At 64.3% G+C, this 17,231-nt stretch carries 21 protein-coding genes and 1 pseudogene; 7 read left to right on the top strand and 15 right to left on the bottom strand.

Annotation, left to right across the window (positions count from 1 at the left end; genetic code table 11):
* Positions 1-79: 79 nt before the first annotated feature.
* Positions 80-190, bottom strand: coding sequence for a hypothetical protein (locus M0639_RS33355; RefSeq protein ID WP_428481024.1), 111 nt, complete (start codon positions 188-190; stop codon positions 80-82).
* A 245-nt stretch (positions 191-435) separates the two neighbouring features.
* Between M0639_RS33355 and M0639_RS33350 the strand changes: the two genes are divergently transcribed.
* Positions 436-1,011 carry a hypothetical protein gene (locus M0639_RS33350; RefSeq protein WP_054801997.1) on the top strand — a complete coding sequence of 192 codons (576 nt, stop codon included), beginning with the start codon at positions 436-438 and terminating at the stop codon, positions 1,009-1,011.
* 365 nt (positions 1,012-1,376) lie between these two features.
* Here M0639_RS33350 and M0639_RS33345 read toward each other — a convergent pair whose 3' ends face one another.
* The 12 genes and pseudogenes from M0639_RS33345 to M0639_RS33290 all read right to left on the bottom strand — a co-directional run bounded on the left by M0639_RS33345 (position 1,377) and on the right by M0639_RS33290 (position 10,249).
* The gene (locus tag M0639_RS33345) at positions 1,377-1,520 is read right to left on the bottom strand and encodes a hypothetical protein (protein ID WP_172827053.1); all 144 of its coding nucleotides are present in this window, start codon (positions 1,518-1,520) and stop codon (positions 1,377-1,379) included.
* A gap of 26 nt (positions 1,521-1,546) precedes the next feature.
* A complete protein-coding gene (locus M0639_RS33340) occupies positions 1,547-2,248 on the bottom strand; it encodes a vWA domain-containing protein (protein WP_058038019.1) in 702 nt (233 codons plus the stop codon).
* A gap of 392 nt (positions 2,249-2,640) precedes the next feature.
* Positions 2,641-2,757 (bottom strand): annotated as a pseudogene (locus M0639_RS33335) (SOS response-associated peptidase); the annotation flags it as partial.
* A gap of 48 nt (positions 2,758-2,805) precedes the next feature.
* Positions 2,806-4,560 (bottom strand): arsenical pump-driving ATPase, encoded by a 1,755-nt coding sequence (gene arsA, locus M0639_RS33330; RefSeq protein ID WP_064075214.1) that lies wholly within the window; start codon positions 4,558-4,560, stop codon positions 2,806-2,808.
* Between the two features lie 17 nt (positions 4,561-4,577).
* Positions 4,578-4,985, bottom strand: a complete 408-nt coding sequence (arsD, locus tag M0639_RS33325) for an arsenite efflux transporter metallochaperone ArsD (protein WP_058038021.1) — start codon at positions 4,983-4,985, stop codon at positions 4,578-4,580.
* 34 nt (positions 4,986-5,019) lie between these two features.
* Positions 5,020-6,087: an ArsO family NAD(P)H-dependent flavin-containing monooxygenase gene (locus M0639_RS33320; protein WP_058038028.1), complete on the bottom strand. Its 1,068-nt coding sequence runs from the start codon at positions 6,085-6,087 to the stop codon at positions 5,020-5,022.
* A gap of 66 nt (positions 6,088-6,153) precedes the next feature.
* A complete protein-coding gene (locus M0639_RS33315; protein WP_054802002.1) occupies positions 6,154-6,564 on the bottom strand; it encodes an arsenate-mycothiol transferase ArsC in 411 nt (136 codons plus the stop codon).
* A gap of 28 nt (positions 6,565-6,592) precedes the next feature.
* Entirely contained in the window at positions 6,593-7,588 is a 996-nt protein-coding gene (trxB, locus tag M0639_RS33310; RefSeq protein ID WP_058038022.1) for a thioredoxin-disulfide reductase, read from the bottom strand.
* Between the two features lie 41 nt (positions 7,589-7,629).
* A complete protein-coding gene (locus tag M0639_RS33305) occupies positions 7,630-8,046 on the bottom strand; it encodes an arsenate reductase ArsC (protein ID WP_058038023.1) in 417 nt (138 codons plus the stop codon).
* 41 nt (positions 8,047-8,087) lie between these two features.
* Positions 8,088-8,744 (bottom strand): arsenate reductase ArsC, encoded by a 657-nt coding sequence (locus M0639_RS33300; RefSeq protein WP_371335444.1) that lies wholly within the window; start codon positions 8,742-8,744, stop codon positions 8,088-8,090.
* A 24-nt stretch (positions 8,745-8,768) separates the two neighbouring features.
* Positions 8,769-9,866 (bottom strand): ACR3 family arsenite efflux transporter, encoded by a 1,098-nt coding sequence (arsB, locus tag M0639_RS33295; RefSeq protein ID WP_011133472.1) that lies wholly within the window; start codon positions 9,864-9,866, stop codon positions 8,769-8,771.
* Positions 9,863-10,249, bottom strand: coding sequence for an ArsR/SmtB family transcription factor (locus M0639_RS33290; protein ID WP_020971547.1), 387 nt, complete (start codon positions 10,247-10,249; stop codon positions 9,863-9,865). Before M0639_RS33290 ends, arsB begins: the two co-directional genes overlap by 4 nt.
* A 109-nt stretch (positions 10,250-10,358) precedes the next feature.
* Between M0639_RS33290 and M0639_RS33285 the strand changes: the two genes are divergently transcribed.
* Both M0639_RS33285 and M0639_RS33280 read left to right on the top strand, forming a co-directional pair.
* Positions 10,359-10,763 (top strand): MerR family transcriptional regulator, encoded by a 405-nt coding sequence (locus tag M0639_RS33285; protein WP_011133470.1) that lies wholly within the window; start codon positions 10,359-10,361, stop codon positions 10,761-10,763.
* Complete coding sequence (locus M0639_RS33280; protein WP_020971548.1) at positions 10,760-11,098, top strand: hypothetical protein; 339 nt, start codon at positions 10,760-10,762, stop codon at positions 11,096-11,098. The genes M0639_RS33285 and M0639_RS33280 overlap by 4 nt, the downstream gene beginning before the upstream one ends.
* Positions 11,099-11,200: 102 nt before the next feature.
* Here M0639_RS33280 and M0639_RS33275 read toward each other — a convergent pair whose 3' ends face one another.
* A complete protein-coding gene (locus M0639_RS33275; protein WP_011133469.1) occupies positions 11,201-11,659 on the bottom strand; it encodes a heavy metal-responsive transcriptional regulator in 459 nt (152 codons plus the stop codon).
* Positions 11,660-11,964: 305 nt separating this feature from the next.
* On the opposite strand from M0639_RS33275, the gene M0639_RS33270 reads away from it, so the two are divergent.
* Genes M0639_RS33270 through M0639_RS33255 form a run of 4 tightly spaced genes read left to right on the top strand, consistent with a single transcriptional unit; the run spans position 11,965 to position 15,463 of the window.
* Positions 11,965-12,345 carry an ArsR/SmtB family transcription factor gene (locus M0639_RS33270; protein ID WP_011133468.1) on the top strand — a complete coding sequence of 127 codons (381 nt, stop codon included), beginning with the start codon at positions 11,965-11,967 and terminating at the stop codon, positions 12,343-12,345.
* A complete protein-coding gene (locus M0639_RS33265; protein WP_020971549.1) occupies positions 12,338-14,290 on the top strand; it encodes a heavy metal translocating P-type ATPase in 1,953 nt (650 codons plus the stop codon). The genes M0639_RS33270 and M0639_RS33265 overlap by 8 nt, the downstream gene beginning before the upstream one ends.
* Positions 14,287-14,811 carry a signal peptidase II gene (lspA, locus tag M0639_RS33260; protein WP_011133466.1) on the top strand — a complete coding sequence of 175 codons (525 nt, stop codon included), beginning with the start codon at positions 14,287-14,289 and terminating at the stop codon, positions 14,809-14,811. Before M0639_RS33265 ends, lspA begins: the two co-directional genes overlap by 4 nt.
* Positions 14,812-14,860: 49 nt before the next feature.
* Complete coding sequence (locus tag M0639_RS33255) at positions 14,861-15,463, top strand: cadmium resistance transporter (protein WP_020971550.1); 603 nt, start codon at positions 14,861-14,863, stop codon at positions 15,461-15,463.
* A 362-nt stretch (positions 15,464-15,825) separates the two neighbouring features.
* Here M0639_RS33255 and M0639_RS33250 read toward each other — a convergent pair whose 3' ends face one another.
* Positions 15,826-17,193, bottom strand: a complete 1,368-nt coding sequence (locus M0639_RS33250) for an MBL fold metallo-hydrolase (RefSeq protein WP_003944677.1) — start codon at positions 17,191-17,193, stop codon at positions 15,826-15,828.
* Positions 17,194-17,231: the final 38 nt, after the last annotated feature.

The following is a 17,231-nucleotide window of genomic DNA, read 5'->3' as shown; positions in this document are numbered from 1 at the left end:
GCGACAACTACCGTGCTCAGCCCACAATCTTGCCTGCACGCGGGACCCGTTCATGCACCGGGCGCACGTCAGTGATCGGTTAGGCATCGGTGTCGACATGCACTCCGACGTGCACACCGACCTTGCTACCCAGATTGACCAAGGCATCGAGCGAGAACTTACTCAACTTGCCGCGATAAAGATCCGACAGCCGCTGGGTGACACCGAGATTCTGGGCAGCAACAACCTGCGACCACCCGAACCGGTCGATCTACCCTCAGACCGCGTCAGTGCTGCGCCTTCTGATCCGTAGCTCAGGGGGCCACGCGAATCTTCCGGCGTTCGGCATCGAGCATCCGACCAACTCGGCGACGCTCTCGCGAACGCTTCTACCCCGTAAGAGATAAATGCTGTGTGGCCCAACGAAACAACAGGACGCGGTCTAGTCTGCGAGGCATGCACCTGGTCCCGACCCCTGACGACGACTACGACGACACCTTCGATCCGGATGCTCCGACGTTGACACCACGCCAGTGTCACATCGTTTCGCGGGTAGCGTCGGAGTTGGCGGATGCAGTGCTCGCCGACGTTCACATGCTCGGCGATCTCGCGGTCCAACCAGGTTCCGGATGCATGGTGCTCGCGGAGCTTCCGGAATGCACCTGGACCCAGGATGCGACGTGGCGACAAACAATGGCCAGGGCGTTCGACGATCTTTCCGCCGATGCAGCTGCGGAGCTCGATCCCGAACCTCGCTGTACCGGTGAGGAAATGGCGCTCCATCTGATCATCGGAGCTGCCCGCACAGCCATGCCAGCAGACCGGTTCATCGACGACATCGCGGATCTTCCTCCATACAAGGACGACGACGACTGGGACGGCCCACTCGACTACCTCTTCCAGGACCACGACGTGCTGACACTGTTCTGGCCGGAACCCATCTCGGACGGAGTCAACCTCGACCCCGCAGACTGGTTCACACCGTTCGAACCGGAACTCGCACGCGACCAACCACACGGCTTCCGCACATAGCCACCTCACGAGGCGTCATATGCTCGCTTCCTGATGTTCAACGACCCGGCCGAACGCCGGTGGCGTCGCCGAAACGCGCCGCGGAACCAACTCCGAGGACGTCGCCATACGACTCGTCGCCAACATCGGCACGGGCTGACAGACAACGAAACGCTCGGCGCGGCCAGAACATCCTGAACCCGGACTTCTTCAACGGGTTAATCACCTTCTGGGGGTATGCGGCGGGAACCCTCAAATAGCTACCTTGAACAGGGACGATGACACGTCCCCCTCATCGCCGGCCGCACGCACACTTGACCCTCAGTCAGATCGCCATCGAGCAGTCGCAAGATCGGGCGGACCCGCTGCCCCGCTCTCACTCCGGTCTAACGGATCCGGGTTTCGTTGCGTTCGTCGAGGACCCGATCCACAACCGCCGTCGAGACCGAAAAGTCCTGCCCTTCCACCGAGCGTAGGTATCGGCAGACATCAGACAGCATCGCCAATTCTTCGTCGACACGATCACTCATACGGGCAGTATGCAGCCCCGACGCCGTCAGTGTCCGGAGCGTGCGGCCCGCCAGATGGCGTGGTCGATTTCCCACGCAGTCACCACGCGACCCGTCTCCGTGGTCAGTGCCCGAGCGATGTTCCGTAGAAGCAGACGCGCAGAATCCGGTGTCGTCTCCGCGCCGTGGCGAGCAAGCCACCGCAACACCATCCGATCGGGTTTGACTGTGTCCTGGTCCCCGATCAGCATCCACAGATAGCCGCGGCGCACACCCGCACTGCCCTCACCGGGTACCTGTCGCAGCGCGGCTTCGACCGCGTCGAGCCGGACTGTGTCGGTCAGTAGTCGGCGGGCATCGTTGAGGGTGAGCACGCCGTGCTCGTGCAGCACCGTCGCATACCGGAGTGCCGCGTCGGCTTTGCGTATTCCGCCGCGGGTCGAGGTGTTCTGTCGGTTCTTCGTCGTGTCCAACAATGCTTCCACCGACGTGTAGCGGTCGAGGAACACGTCGAGCGGGACCGGATCTGCTGTCTCCGGCACCGACATCTGCACTGACGGCGACTGCACCTCGAAGTCCGCTGCGACCCGCTCGACCACCGGCACAACATGATTGTCGTAGTGAGCACCGATGCTGTAGACGGCGTCGAGCACGCAGAAGCTCACGCTCACCCACCGCCGCTCCCGGGGCTTGGGGTCCAGCTCGCGAACCGCGGCCACCAGCCGCGCCATCTCCTCGTCACTGTGCATGCGCCGTACCGTAACCGACCTGGCAGACACTCCCCTGCGACTAGACACCACAACCCACCCTCGGCAGACGCCGGCACCCATCCACCACAAAGAATGGGGACATGTCATCACCCCAGGTCAGAACGCCAAACGATGCGCCGAACGGCCGCCCAGGACCACCAGGCAGCACAGCCGACAGCTTCTCTACCCGCGACCGAGCCATGAACTCCGCATCGGCCGACCCGAGCAAACTCGGGTCCGAAACCTGAAAGCACAGGGGGCGGTGTCGTCACCGCTGGCGATAGTCCGACTACTGCCCGATACCGCCAAGAAATGTGCATTGACCATAGGAAACGACATGTCCCCTCCCCTATCACTGTGCCGGGTCTTCGGCGCCAAGCGAGAAGCTGCGGTCAGACTGGATTGAGAAGCTCCGGGGTGTTGTTGCGGGGCGAGTTGACCGCGGTTCCGACTTCGTAAGGTTCGAGGTGCGATTCAGGGACCGAATTCAGCAGCGCGTCAACGTCTTCGAGACTGGTCATTGCTCACCGAGCCGATTCGTCTCTGTCGCGGGATGGCTAGGCCTTACACAAAGCCGTCAATGCGGTTGTGCCGACGGGTTCTTCGGCAAGCATCGGAACGATCGCCGTTCGCTGACTGTATCGGCGTGTAATGCTGTCGATCTCGGTGATCTCACCCGCCGCACGCTGCTGCAGAAGCGGCGAGGTCGGTTCGGCAGCAGCGAGGGAATTGTTGACCACCCACGCCCAAGGCTCAATTCCCGCACGCTGCAGATCCGCTTGCAAACCAGCAGCTTCGAGCACCGGTGTGGTTTCCGCGAGGGTCACGAGCAGGACCTTCGTGGCCTGTGGGTCCTGAAGTCGCATCAACGGTGTCGTGAAGTTCGTGTTCTCCCCCATCTGGCGGGCGATCTCGCGGTGATACGAGCCGGTCGCATCGAGCAGCAACAGCGTGTGACCGGTCGGGGCCGTGTCCACGACGACAAATTTGCGGCTCGATTCGTGGATGACTCGCGAAAATGCTTGGAAGACCGCCACTTCCTCCGTGCACGGCGATCGGAGGTCTTCGGCGAGGTTGGCGCGGCCTCGTTCGTCGAGGTTCTTGCCCTTGGTGGTCAGGACGCGGTTGCGGTACTGCTCGGTGGCTTCCGCGGGGTCGATACGGGAGACCTGGAGGTTGTCGAGTTCTCCGCCGAGAGTGTCCGTGAGGTGCGCGGCGGGGTCGGTGGTGGTCAGATGCACCTGATGTCCACGGCCGGCGAGGGCGACAGCGATCGCGGCGGCGATGGTGGTCTTTCCCACTCCGCCTTTGCCCATGCACATGATGAGGCCGTGATCGTCTGTGTCGAGTTCGTCGATCAGGGCCGAGAGCGGAGCGCTGAGCGGCTGCGGGGCTGCAGCCGGCGGTGCAGCTACCGCGCCGGTGTCGGGGATGAAGAGGCCCTCGAGTGCGTCGATACCGACGATGTTGGCCGCTTTGAGTGGGACCTGATCGGTGGGCAGTTGCGCCAATTCGTCTGGCAGGGCGGCGATCGCAGCTTGCTCGCGTCGGTGGATCGCGGTCTCGAGTGGATCGGTGTCGTCGGCGGGTTCGGGGAGAACTCCGTTGATGACGACGTGTTGGTGGGTCAGTCCGATGTCGGCGAGTTCGCGGTGGGTGCGGGTGATTTCGGCGAGCGTCGAGCGCTGGGCACGTGAGACCAGGACGAGGCGGGTCCGCTGCGGATCGGCGAGCGCAGCGACGGCGTCGGCGTAGATGGCGCGCTGCTTGTCGAGCCCGGACAGCGGCCCCAGGCATGATGCGTCGCCTTTGCCGTCGTCGAGGAACTCGGTCCACGATCCGGGGAGTTGAAGCAGCCGGATGGTGTGCCCGGTCGGGGCGGTGTCGAAGAGGACGTGGTCGAAGGCGGCGGTGATGTCGTCTTGGCCGGAGAGCAGTCCGGTGAACTCGTTGAACGACGCGATTTCGGTGGTGCAGGACCCGGAGAGCTGCTCGGCGATCGCAGCGATGTCCTTGTCCGGGAGCAGCCCGCGCACGGGGCCGATGATGCGCTCACGATAGGCGGCGGCGGCTTGTTCCGGGTCGATCTCGAGTGCCGACAGTCCGGGCGCTGCGGGGATGTCGGTGATGGTGTTGCCGATGCTCACCCCGAACACCTGCCCGACGTTCGAGGCGGGATCGGTGCTCACGAGCAGCACTTTCTTCCCCGCACGGGCGAGGGTTATTGCACTCGCGCAGGCGATGGACGTTTTGCCGACACCTCCCTTGCCGGTGAAGAACAGGAATCGGGGCGCGTCGTTGAGGAACTTCATAGCGTTCGTGGGTGCTTTCAGCAGCAGGTGGTGGAGTCGGCGTCGTCGGTGGCGCAGCATGCCGAGGTGTCGGAGAGTCCGAGCATCATGATCCCGGCCGGCGCCTCTGCGGCGGCGGGTTCGGTGAGGCCGGCCCATTTCGCAAGTTGGCTGCGGGTGGGATATTTGCCGGTCAGCGCGGTGACTCCGTCGACGAGCGCCAACGGGAGCCCTTCCGAGCCGGACAGCTTGAGAAATGCGGCGACGGTGTCGTTTCCGGCGAAAGCGAGGGGGTCATTGGCGAGGTTGTGGCGCGTGATGGTGCCGCCGTTGCCCGCGACCCAGTCGAGGTCGGCGGTGAAGGTGATCAGTGCCTGGTCGACGTCGTCGCCGCAGACTCCGGTGTTGCAGCACAGGGCGGGTTCGAATACTTCGATGGTGCTCATGGCGATGTCCTCTAGTTGTTGGGTGTGGTCTAGCTCAGTTGACGGGGAGAGCAAAGACTTCGTCGTCGAGTGCTGCGATGGCGTCGCGGGCAGTGCGGCCGACACCGATGATGGTGGCCGATGCGGGTCCGGTCCAGTCGCCGTACCCGAGGAAAATCAATCCGGGTTCGCCGGCGACGTGCGCTCCGTCCATGTCGATGCGCCCGGTCTCGGCATCCCGTAATCCGAGGGACTGCAGATGCCGCAGTACCGGACGGAATCCGGTGCACCAGATGATCACGTCCACCGGTTCGACGTGATCGCCGAAGACCAGTCCGGTGGCGGTGAGTCGGTCGAACATCGGGTGCGCCACCATCACGCCGCGGTCGCGGGCGGCTTTGACCGGCGGCACCATCACGATGTCGCCGAGTCCGGCGATGCCACCGGAATCGGTTTCGCCAGCTGCGATTTCACGGGCATGTTCACGCGCGACGTCGAAAAGGACCCGGCCGTCGACGTCGTCGGGCAGGAATCGTGGTTCCCGCGTCGTCAACCAGAGTGTCTCGGCGACGGTGGAGACTTCGGCGACGATCTGCGCAGCAGAGTTTCCGCCGCCGACGACAGCAACCTTGCTACCGGCGAACGGTGCCGGCGATTTGTAGCTGGTGGTATGGATTTGGGTGCCGGTGAACTCGCGGATACCGGGGTAGATCGGCCAGAACGGTTGGCGCCACGTACCGGTGGTGTTAACGACAGCCCGCGCGAACCAGCTGCCGCGATCGGATTCGACGAGATACCCACCGCCGGACCGGGTTACCGAGGTGACTCGGACCGGGCGCTGCACCGGCAGGTCGTATCGGGTCTCGTAGGCGGTGAGGTACTCCGCGACATGTGAGGCGGGCGGGAAACCCGGGCTCCATGCCGGCATCGGCCAACCGGGCAGTGAGGAGTACCCGGCGGGTGAGAACAGGTGCAGTGAGTCCCAGTAGTGCTGCCACGATCCACCGGGCGATGTTTCGGCGTCGAGGATCACGAAGTCGCGCCCGGTGCGGCGCAGGTAGTACCCGGCTGCCATTCCGGCTTGACCACCTCCGATCACGACCACGTCGGTGGAGATCGGCATCTGTGAACTCACGAGTGTCCTTTCCTCATCCAGGATTTCGATTGTGCGGCTGCGCTGATCGAGGTGTCAGGGCGTGGTCAGACGATCGGCGAGTGCGTCGACGCGGGCGGCGATGTCGTCGCGGACCAGGCGCATTCGTTCGATTCCGTCGATGCCGCGTTCGGACGGCTCGTCGGTGTCCCAGTTCTCGAAGTCGGTGCCGGCGACGGAGTCGACCTTCGCTTCGTTGCCCAGGGTGACGACGAGGTCGACATCGCGCACGAGTTGCGGATCGATCAGCGTCGGAGTTTGTCCGGTGATGTCCACCCCGACTTCGAGGAGGGTTTCGGCGGACAGGGCGTTGACCGCGTCGCCGGGTTTGGTGCCGGCGGAGTACACGTCCACCTGGTCGCCGGCGGCTTTGCGCATGAGGCCGGCGGCCATCTGGGATTTTCCGCCGTTCTTGACGCACACGAACAGCACTGACGGTGTACTCATCGAAAATTCCTGTCTCTGGGTTCGATTGTCAGGGGGCGCCGACGACATCGACGGCATGGCCCGCTGCGTCGAGGGTGTTGGCGGTGATGTCGCCACGATCGGCAAGCCAGCGTTCGGCGTCGATCGCAGCGGAGCATCCGGTGCCGGCAGCGGTGATCGCCTGACGGTACGTGTGATCGACCAGGTCGCCGGCCGCGAAAACACCGTCGACGGAGGTGGCGGTGGAGCCCGGGGCGACGCGGACGTAGCCGGCGTCGTCGAGATCGACCTGGCCCTTGACGAGTTCACTGCGCGGATCGTGGCCGATGGCGACGAACATGCCCGTGATGTCGAGGGTGGACGTCTCGCCCGTAACGGTGTCACGGACCTTCAGTCCGGTGACGCTGTTCTCGCCCAGGACTTCGAGGGGTTCGGTGTTGACGAGGAATCGGATCTTCTCGTTCGCCTTGGCGCGCTCGAGCATGATGCGCGAGGCCCGGAACTCTTCGCGGCGGTGCACGAGGGTAACGCTGCGGGCGAAGCGGGTGAGGAAGGTTGCTTCTTCCATGGCGGAGTCACCGCCGCCGACCACGACGATGTCCTGGTCGCGGAAGAAGAAACCGTCGCAGGTGGCGCAGGCGCTGACGCCGCGGCCGAGGAGGCGTTCTTCACCGGGAATGCCCAGGTAGCGGGCTGCCGCGCCCATGGCGAGGATGATCGCGTGCGCGGCGTAGGTTTCGCCGTTCGCGACGACGGTCTTGATCGGCTTGCTCAGATCGATCTCCTCGACGTCCTCGGTGCGGATGTCGGTGTCGAAGCGCAGTGCCTGCTCGCGCATCTGTTCCATCAGATCGGGGCCCATGATTCCTTCGCGGAATCCGGGGAAGTTTTCGACTTCGGTGGTGGTCATGAGGGCGCCACCGAACTGGGTTCCCTCGAAGAGGAGGGGCGCGAGCTCAGCACGCGCGGTGTAGACACCAGCGGTGTAGCCGGCCGGTCCGGAACCGACAATGATGACGTCATGGACCGCGGACGGGATGGTCATAGTGTCTCTTTCACGGGATCGAATACGGGAAGCGTGGGCGGTCAGCGCGATACCGACGGGGCGGTGAGTTCGCTGATCAGGGCTTGTACGCGAGTCTTGATCTCGTCGCGGATCGGGCGAACCGCATCGATGCCTTTGCCGGCCGGATCGTCGAGGACCCAGTCGCGGTAGCTCTTGCCGGGGAAAATCGGGCAGGTGTCGCCGCAGCCCATCGTGATCACGACATCGGAGTCCTGCACGGCGTCGGTGGTGAGGATCTTCGGGGTCTGGGCGGAGATGTCGATTCCGAGTTCGGCCATCGCTTCGACTGCGGCGGAGTTGATGGTGTTCGCGGGGGCGGATCCGGCGGAGCGGACCTCGATGGCGTCGCCGGCGAGGTGGCTGAGGAATCCGGCGGCCATCTGCGATCGGCCGGCGTTGTGGACACAGACGAACAGGACGCTGGGCTTGCTGGTCATGAGGATGAAGGTTCCCTTCGAAGACGGAAGTAAGAGGTCGGTCAGACGGCGACGGGTGTGGTCAGTTCGGTGAGCAGCGCGATCACCCGTGCATCGAGGTCGTCGCGGATTGCCCGCACCACCTCGAGGGGTTGCCCGTCCGGATCGTCGAGAGCCCAGTCGAGGTACCTCTTCCCCGGGTAGACGACGCACGCATCACCGCAGCCCATCGAGACGACACAGTCCGCCGCGGCGACCACATCATCGGTGAGCGGTTTCGGGAACCCGTCGGCCAGATCGATCCCGATCTCGGCCATCGCCGCGGTGACGGCGGGGTTGATCTCGTGGACCGGCGCGGATCCGGCTGAGCGCACATGAACGCGGCCACGGGCGTGGTAATCGAGTAGTGCCGCCGCCATCTGCGACCGCCCCGCGTTGTGCACACACACGAACAGAACTTCGGGCACGTCCTTGGCGAGTGCTCCGCTGGACTGGGCCAAAGCGGTGAGGCGGTCGGCGGCGAACCGCGCCGCGAGCGAGGTGAGATGAGTGTGGATCTTCGCGGTCCGGCGCAGCGCCGTGTAGGACTCGAAGACATAGCGTTCGACGGTTTGCGCGGAGAACACTCCGACGTACTTCGCCGCCAAGTCGTGCGCGGTGCGCGAGAGAACGGCCTGCGGTGAGAGGAGATCGGGCTGGGCGCGGTGCTCGTTCATCATGACTCCCGAAGAGTTGTAGGTGACTTACGTAGCGGTGGGTGCGGGTGAAACCTCTTTGACGGCAAAGCGTTTGCGTAGAGCAAGGGAGACATAGACCAGCCCGACGAGCACCGGTACCTCGATCAGCGGGCCGACAACACCGGCAAGAGCTTGCCCCGAGGTGGCGCCGTAGGTGGCGATGGCTACGGCGATCGCGAGTTCGAAGTTGTTGCCCGCTGCGGTGAACGCCAGGGTCGTCGTGCGTTCATAGCCCAATCCGATTGCGGCGCCGAGGATGTAGCCTCCGCCCCACATGAGCGCGAAGTACGCCAGCAGCGGCAACGCGATCCGGACGACATCCCAGGGCTGGGAGGTGATCTGTTCGCCCTGCATCGAGAAGAGCACGACGATGGTGAACAGCAGACCGTAGAGCGCCCAGGGGCTGATCTTGGGGATGAACTTGGTGTCATACCAGTCGCGGCCTTTGGCGCGTTCACCGAAGAAGCGGGACAGAAAACCTGCCAGCAGCGGGATACCGAGAAAGATCAGGACCGATTTCGCAATCTGCCAGGGCGAGGTGTCGATGGTGGTCTGTTCGAGGCCGAGCCACCCGGGCAGGACCGAGAGGTAGAACCAACCGAGCACGGCGAACATGATCACCTGGAACACCGAGTTGATGGCGACCAGCACCGCGGCGGCTTCGCGGTCTCCGCACGCCAGGTCGTTCCAGATGATCACCATCGCGATGCAGCGAGCGATACCGACGATGATCAAACCGGTTCGGTATTCCGGCAGGTCGGGCAGAAACAGCCAGGCGAGGGCGAACATCAGCGCCGGGCCGAGAACCCAGTTCAGGAACAGGGAGCCGGCGAGGAGTTTCTTGTCCCCGGTGACTGTGTCGAGGCGGTCGTAGCGGACCTTCGCCAACACCGGGTACATCATGATCAGCAGGCCGAGGGCGATCGGCAGGGAGATGCCGTCGATCTGCACCTTCTCCAGGGCAGTGTTCACACCGGGGATCCAGCGTCCAACCAACAGGCCGACGACCATGGCCACGCCGATCCAGACCGCAAGATAGCGGTCGAGGGTGGAGAGTTTTCCGACGACTTCGGGGTGTTCGGTGGTGGCAGCGGTGTTGCTCATGCGGTGACCTCTGCGCACGCGTCCGCGACACTCACGCTCGTACCTTCGACCAGGAGCACGGCGGAAAGCTGTTGCAGCGCAGCCGGAATAACCCAGTAGTACACCCAGGTCCCGCGGCGTTCACAGTCGAGCAGCCCGGCCTGTCGCAGCACCTTGAGGTGATGCGAGATAGTCGGCTGAGACAGGTCGAACGTATCCGAGATGTCGCAGACGCAGGCTTCACCACCCTCGTGACTTGCCACCAAGCTCAGCAGGCGCAAGCGGACGGGATCGCCGAGGGCTTTGAACATCCGCGCCAGGTCGCCGGCCCAATCCTCGGTCAACGGTTCACGGACGAGCGGCGAGCAGCAAGCGCCGGCCTCCGCCCCATCTTGATTCGACATGCTTCGATATTGACAGATATCGAAATAACGCGCAACCAACCTCAGATGAATTTCCGCCGACGAGAGACGACTTGACTCCGTAGCCGGGTACCGGGTTCACAATGGCGACATGCGTAGCAGTGAACTGGCCACCCTCGCCGGGGTGAACGTACAGACGTTGCGGTACTACGAACGGCGCGGACTCCTGCAGCACCCGCCGCGATCCACCTCGGGATACCGCTCATATCCGGACGAAACTGTCGAAATTGTCCGGTTCGTCAAACGCGCCCAAGAACACGGCTTCAGCCTCGACGAAATCAACGAACTTCTCCATCTCGCCGGCGGCGGACCGGACGATTGCGACACCGCTCGGCGACTGGCGCAGACGAAGATCACCGAGTTCGGCGAAAAGATCCGAGATCTGCAACGCATGCGGGCCTCGCTGACCGAGTTCGCGTCCACCTGCGCGCGACCGCGAGCGGACCGGCACTGCCCCATGCTCCAGACACTGCACACCGACAAAGGACGACCATGATGCATCTCGAAATTCTGCAGGTCCCGGACTGCCCTAACGTGCCGCTCCTCGAACAACGAATCGAGCACGCTCTTTCAGGCGTGCCGATCGAATGGGAACTGCGCCACGTGATCATCGAAGATCCTCGATCAGCGGAACTTGCGGGCATGGCGGGATCTCCGACGTTGCTCGTTGACGGCCACGACCCCTTTGCCGAACCGGATCAGGTGCCAAGCGTGTCCTGCAGGCTCTACCGCGACGCCGTGGGCGCGGTCGGTGGCGCTCCCACTGTGACTGCCCTGAGGAATGCATTCGAACGGGATTCACCCACTGCCGCTACTTCCGTACCTGACTGATCAATACACCGACAACACCACTACAACCGCTTCGCGCACCTCATCACGTTGCAGAGCGCCGAACCTGCTGAAATAGGAAGGGATGCATGGCCGCAATCAATTTCACGATTCGGCAACACCTTCCTGAGACTCGGATTCCAGGATCCAGCACACACCGACATCGTCGGCTTCCGACGGAATCTCACCTTCCGCTCGACTCAGCAAAGCAACAAGGTTTGTTTCGAGCGTGGCAAGTTCGCGGATCTTGCCACGAACCTGGGAAAGATGCTCCGAGAGCATCTCCACGACCTGTTCACAAGGAGCCGCCCCGCGGTCATGGGTGGTGAGGATCTCGCGGATCTCTCGCAAGGTGAAACCTGCAGACTGGGCGCTGCGGACGAACCGCAAACGCGCAAGAGATTCCGGACCGTAGTCCCGGTAGCCGTTGGACTTTCGGACCGGGACGGGAATCACCCCACTGTCCTCGTAGAAACGCAGCGTTTTCGGGGCAACGCCACTTCGAGCGGCCAGTTCACCAATTTTCACGAGATCCTTGACCTTCCATCGCACTGGAATGTCCATTATGGATGACGTTCGGGAACCGCAGGTGACTCGGACCGTTCGTCGCCGCGCTGGCGATGAACACTCAGAAGGAGGTGAATGAAATGAATCCACTGGAGATGTTGTGCGACTGGCTGTGTCGAGCGATGGGTCCTTGCTGTCCCCCCATGTGATGCCGTGGCGAGCAACTCGCAAACTACAGATGTCACTTCGCCATTCCTGGTGAGGTACGTCGGCCGGCCACCGTTCGGCTGACGTACCGCATCTACTTCAAGTCCAGTGCGTCCACCCTTCCTGGAATCGTCCAATATTGCTATCATCGTCGTATGACGATGAATAACGAGCCTGGATGCCTCGCCGCAACCGGCAGCGGGTCGAGCCTGGATGCGGCAGTGGCACTGTTCCACAGTCTCTCGGACGGCACCCGGTTGTCGATCGTGCGCCGTCTCGCCGAAGGAGAGGCGCGGGTTGCGGATTTGATCGGTGAACTCGGCCTCGCCCAGTCGACGGTGTCCGCACATGTTGCATGCCTACGTGATTGCGGTTTGGTCGACGGCAGACCGGAAGGTCGGCAGGTGTTCTACTCGCTGGCCCGGCCGGAATTGATGGACCTACTCGCCTCGGCGGAGACGCTGCTTGCCGCGACGGGGAACGCGGTTGCCTTGTGCCCGAATTACGGCACCGCCATCGGAGATAGCCGTGAGTGACGCATGCGGTTGCGGTCACGACGAACCCCGCGTCGAAGGCGAGGAAGAACACGGGCCCGAAAAGTGGTGGCAGGTTACCGAGATCCGGGCGGCTGCAGCTGCGGGCGTGCTGCTGATCGCGGCGCTGATAGTGGGCCTGGCCGGTGGGCCGGATGCTCTCGGGCTCGGTCTCGAGGTGGGCGCCCTGCTCATTTCCGGTTACACGTTCGTCCCGTCCACTCTCGCACGCCTGGTCAAGGGCAAGATCGGGGTCGGCACCCTGATGACGATCGCGGCTGTCGGCGCGGTACTGCTCGGTGAGGTGGGCGAAGCGGCCATGCTCGCGTTCTTGTTCGCGATCAGCGAGGGACTCGAAGAGTATGCGGTCACCCGCACTCGCCGGGGCCTGCGGGCCTTGCTGTCTCTGGTGCCGGCCACCGCGACAGTTCTCCGCGGCGGCCGCGAGGAAACCGTTCCGCCCTCCGAACTCCAGCTCGGCGAGCTCATGGTCGTCAAGCCTGGGGAACGGATCGCCACCGACGGGGTCATCCGCACCGGACGCACCGCTCTGGACACCTCCGCGATTACCGGTGAATCGGTGCCCGTCGAAGCCGGTCCCGGCAACGAGGTGTTCGCAGGATCGATCAACGGCACCGGCGTCCTCGAAGTCGAGGTCACCGCAGATGCGCAGGACAATTCGCTGGCCAAAATCGTGCGGATCGTCGAGGCCGAGCAGTCCCGCAAGGGCGAGGCGCAACGCCTCGCCGACAAGATCGCCAAACCGCTGGTTCCAGGTGTGATGATCGTCGCCGCAGTTATCGCCGCGGTCGGCAGTGTGCTCGGCGATCCGCTGGTGTGGATCGAACGCGCCCTGGTGGTGCTGGTCGCCGCCTCCCCGTGTGCGCTGGCCATCGCGATCCCTGTCACCGTTGTCGCCGCGATCGGTGCGGCGTCCAAGCTCGGTGTCCTGGTCAAGGGCGGCGGTGCACTCGAGGCCCTCGGCCGGATCCGCACCGTTGCGTTGGACAAGACCGGCACCCTCACCCGCAACCAGCCTGCCGTGATCGATGTGGCCACGGCGGACGGCGCCAGCCGCGAGGACGTTCTCGCGGTGGCCGCAGCGTTGGAGGCGCGCAGCGAGCACCCTCTCGCTCGCGCGATTCTCGCCGCCGTCGACGACTACGCACCCGCCGACGACGTGGACGCGGTCACAGGGGCGGGCCTGACCGGGGCCATCGACGGCATACCTGTGCGCCTCGGTCGACCGGGCTGGATCGACCCGGGTCCGCTGGCAGGGGATATCGAGCGGATGCAGCATGCCGGCGCCACTGCGGTGCTGATCGAGCGCGCCGGAACGGTCATCGGGGCGGTCGCCGTCCGTGACGAGCTCCGACCGGAAGCACGTGAGGTGGTTGCCGGGCTACGACGCGGCGGGTACACCGTCGCGATGCTCACCGGCGACAACGAACGCACCGCCCAGGCGCTGGCCGCCGACGTCGGGATCGACGACGTGCACGCCGACCTGCGCCCGGAGGACAAGGCACGGATCGTGGAAACCTTGCGTGCGAGCCGCCCGACGGCAATGGTCGGGGACGGTGTCAACGACGCCCCCGCCCTGGCCACCGCCGACTTGGGCATTGCCATGGGCGCGATGGGTTCCGACGTGGCCATCGAGACCGCCGATGTTGCTCTGATGGGTGAGGACCTGCGGCACCTGCCGCAGGCGTTGGCGCACGCGCGCCGCTCCCGGACCATCATGTTGCAGAACGTCGGACTGTCGCTGGCGATCATCACCGTTCTGATGCCGTTGGCCTTGTTCGGGGTTCTCGGCCTGGCCGCCGTGGTCCTGGTGCACGAGGTCGCTGAGATCGTGGTCATCGCCAACGGTGTCCGGGCCGGCCGCGCGCAAGCCTTCCCCACCGGATCGGTACCCGCACCGGCGGGGAAGGTCGAGGCCCGCACGTGAGCGAATTAGCGGCTCGATCAATCCGCACAGGTAGCACGCGGCGGGTGATTCTCGTGGTCGTCGGTCTCGCTCTCATCGCGATCGCACTGTCGGCCGAACCCGTTGCGCGCCGTACCCTTTCCGGTGCACGCACCGTCGATATGGGATTGCTGCAACTGAAGTTGGCGTACAACAGCGGTGTCGCGTTCAGCATCGGCCAACAGCTTCCGGCCTGGATCATCCTCGCGGTCACCGCCGCCATCACTCTCGGCGTCGGAATTTACGCCTGGCGCACCGTCCCCACCGCTTCACTGGTGGGGACGGTGGGTTGGTCGGCGATCCTCGCCGGAGCTGCCGCCAACGTGATCGATCGTGCCGTCGACGGAAAGGTCACCGACTATTTCCACACCGGCTGGTGGCCCACCTTCAACCTCGCCGACACCTACATCACCTGCGGCGTCGTGCTGCTCGTCGCATCACTGATCTTTGAGTCCACCCACGACCCGGCCGATCCCCCGCCCGCACAGGAGAGTTCGAAATGACAGCAATACCCGAGATCAGGCCGCGCCGCGGCAGCCGCCGGATGCGAGGATGATCGGCACCATCGCCGCGGCGGTAGCGATGTTCGCCGGCACCAACATCGACGACATCGTCGTACTGACCGTCCTGTTCGTCGCCTCCGCCAGTCAAGGACGGCCGCGGGCATGGCAGATCGTTGCCGGCCAGTACCTCGGCCTGATCACCCTCGTCGCGATCAGTGTGGTCGCCGCCCTCGGGTTGGTGATCGTGCCCGAGGACTGGGTTGGACTACTCGGGTTACTTCCCCTGTCGCTAGGAATCTGGGGACTGATCCAGGGCTTACGCAGCGACGGAGACGGTGAACCCGTAGTCCTCGCGGCCGGGACGATCAGCGTCGCCGCCATCACCATCGCCAACGGCGCCGACAACATCGCCGTCTACACCCCGGTCTTCCGCACTCTCGGTGCGCCCCAGACCATCGTTACCATCGCCGTGTTCCTGATCTGTGTCGGACTCTGGTGCGCCGCCGGCAGAATGCTCGGCACCCACAAGAAGGTCATCGACACCCTCGAGCGCGTCGAGCACTGGCTCGTGCCCACAGTCTTCATCGGGCTGGGCGTCATCATCCTGCTCGAATCCGGTGTGATCGGCCGCCTGATCGCCGCCGCGGCATGACCGACACTGCTGGCACGGTGGCACCTTGATCCGTCCCGGCTCCTCGCGGTCGCCGGGGCACTCGGATGTCTGCGACTCCGCGCACCGCATCCCGGCCGGAGCCGTGCATGGCGCGTCACAACGGTCCGGCCACCGAAGCAAAGGCGAGCGGAAGATCCAGTGCGAATTGGCAGAACGACAAACTCGGACGGCGCCCGAATGATCGTTGGACCAGCGGTGGCCGCCTTCTCGGACGTCGGCACGGGCAGGGGTTGGGCTTCCTGCCCTCTGTCGGAATTATCCGATGGCCGTTTGCTGAAATCGGGGAGATCAGCCCCGTGAACCACTCGCATCGTGCGGCTTGCGCAGCGGCGGCGCATTCGTCAGGCGGGCGATGTGTGGAGACCGAGCTGCACGGCATGCTCGTAGTCATCGTCGATGAGGACCACTGTGCGGTGTTCGCGGTCGAGAAGTGAAGCGGCGATCGATGCGCGGTAACCGGATGCGCAGTGCACCCACACTTCGGCCGCGGAAACTTCCTCGAGTCGGTGTGGTAGCTCGTGGAGGGGGATGTTCACGGCACCAGGAAGGTGGCTGTCCGCGTACTCGGACTGTTGACGCGCATCGAGGACGCTTATCTCACGTTCGCCGGTGGCCGCCGCGAGTCCGGCGAAGTCGGATACATCGTAGGAGCGGACCTTTCCGTCGCCGACGAGCGAGTGAATCTCACCGACGGCGGATCCGGAGGGACTGTCGATGCCGATCCGAGCCAGCTCGCGGGTCGCCTCGGCGATCTGGTCGGTTGTTTCACCGATCAGCGTCAACGGCACGCCCCACTGATAAAGCCATCCGAGATAGGTGACGAAGCTGGTCGACAGTTCGAACCCGAGAGAGCCATCGACGTGGCCGGCGGCGAAAGCGGTGCGTGCTCGTAGGTCAACGACCCATTGCCCGGCGTCGATGCGGCGACGTAGTTCGTCTGGATCGACGGGCTCGGGCATGGACAGGTCGATCGGGGCCGGCCCTTTGGTGTTGATGACGCCCATATGGGCGTAGTACGCGGGATATGCAGACAGGCCCGCGATCAGCTCGTCGACATAGGTGTGTTCGTCCTGAGTCAGTGCGGGGTTGGACTGCTGCTGTTCACCGATGGTGGATGAGTCCCCGCTGGTCGGAGTTGCGGCACAGAAGCTACCGAACCCATGTGTGGGGTAGACCTCCACCTCAGCGGCCAGTTCGGCCGCGATGCGGCGGACCGAATGGTACTGCGCGTGGGTCAGTTCATCAGTGTGCTCGGAGCCGAGCAGGTCAGTACGCCCGGTGGACCCGTAGAGCATGGAGCCGCCGGTGAAGATTGCGATCGGCTCGCCGCGCCGGTGCAGAACGTAACTGACGTGGTGATGAGTATGCCCTGGGGTGTGCATGACCTCGAACGTCGTCGATCCCGCGTCGACGACATCGCCGTCGACGACTGCTCGGCGCTCGTATTCGACCGGATCGCCGTCCGGGACGACGTATTCGGCACCCGTGGCGCGCGCAAGTTCCAGGCCGCCAGTGACGTAGTCGTTGTGGATGTGAGTTTCCAGCACGTGGGTGATGACAGCGTTCTTTTCTGCTGCCAGCGCCCGGACGCGGTCGATGTCGCGTTGTGGATCGATCACCACGGCGATACCGTCGTGGCTGATCAGATAGCTGCGGTCGCCGAGGCTGGAAGTTTCAATGATGGCGATGTCCGGGTCGGTCGTGCTCATGGGGAGCTCCTACATGTTGTCGGTCGGCCTCGTTCCTG

It is taken from the genome of Rhodococcus qingshengii JCM 15477, assembly GCF_023221595.1.
Classification (GTDB): domain Bacteria; phylum Actinomycetota; class Actinomycetes; order Mycobacteriales; family Mycobacteriaceae; genus Rhodococcus_F; species Rhodococcus_F qingshengii.
This window is presented reverse-complemented; position numbering and strand designations above follow the sequence as displayed.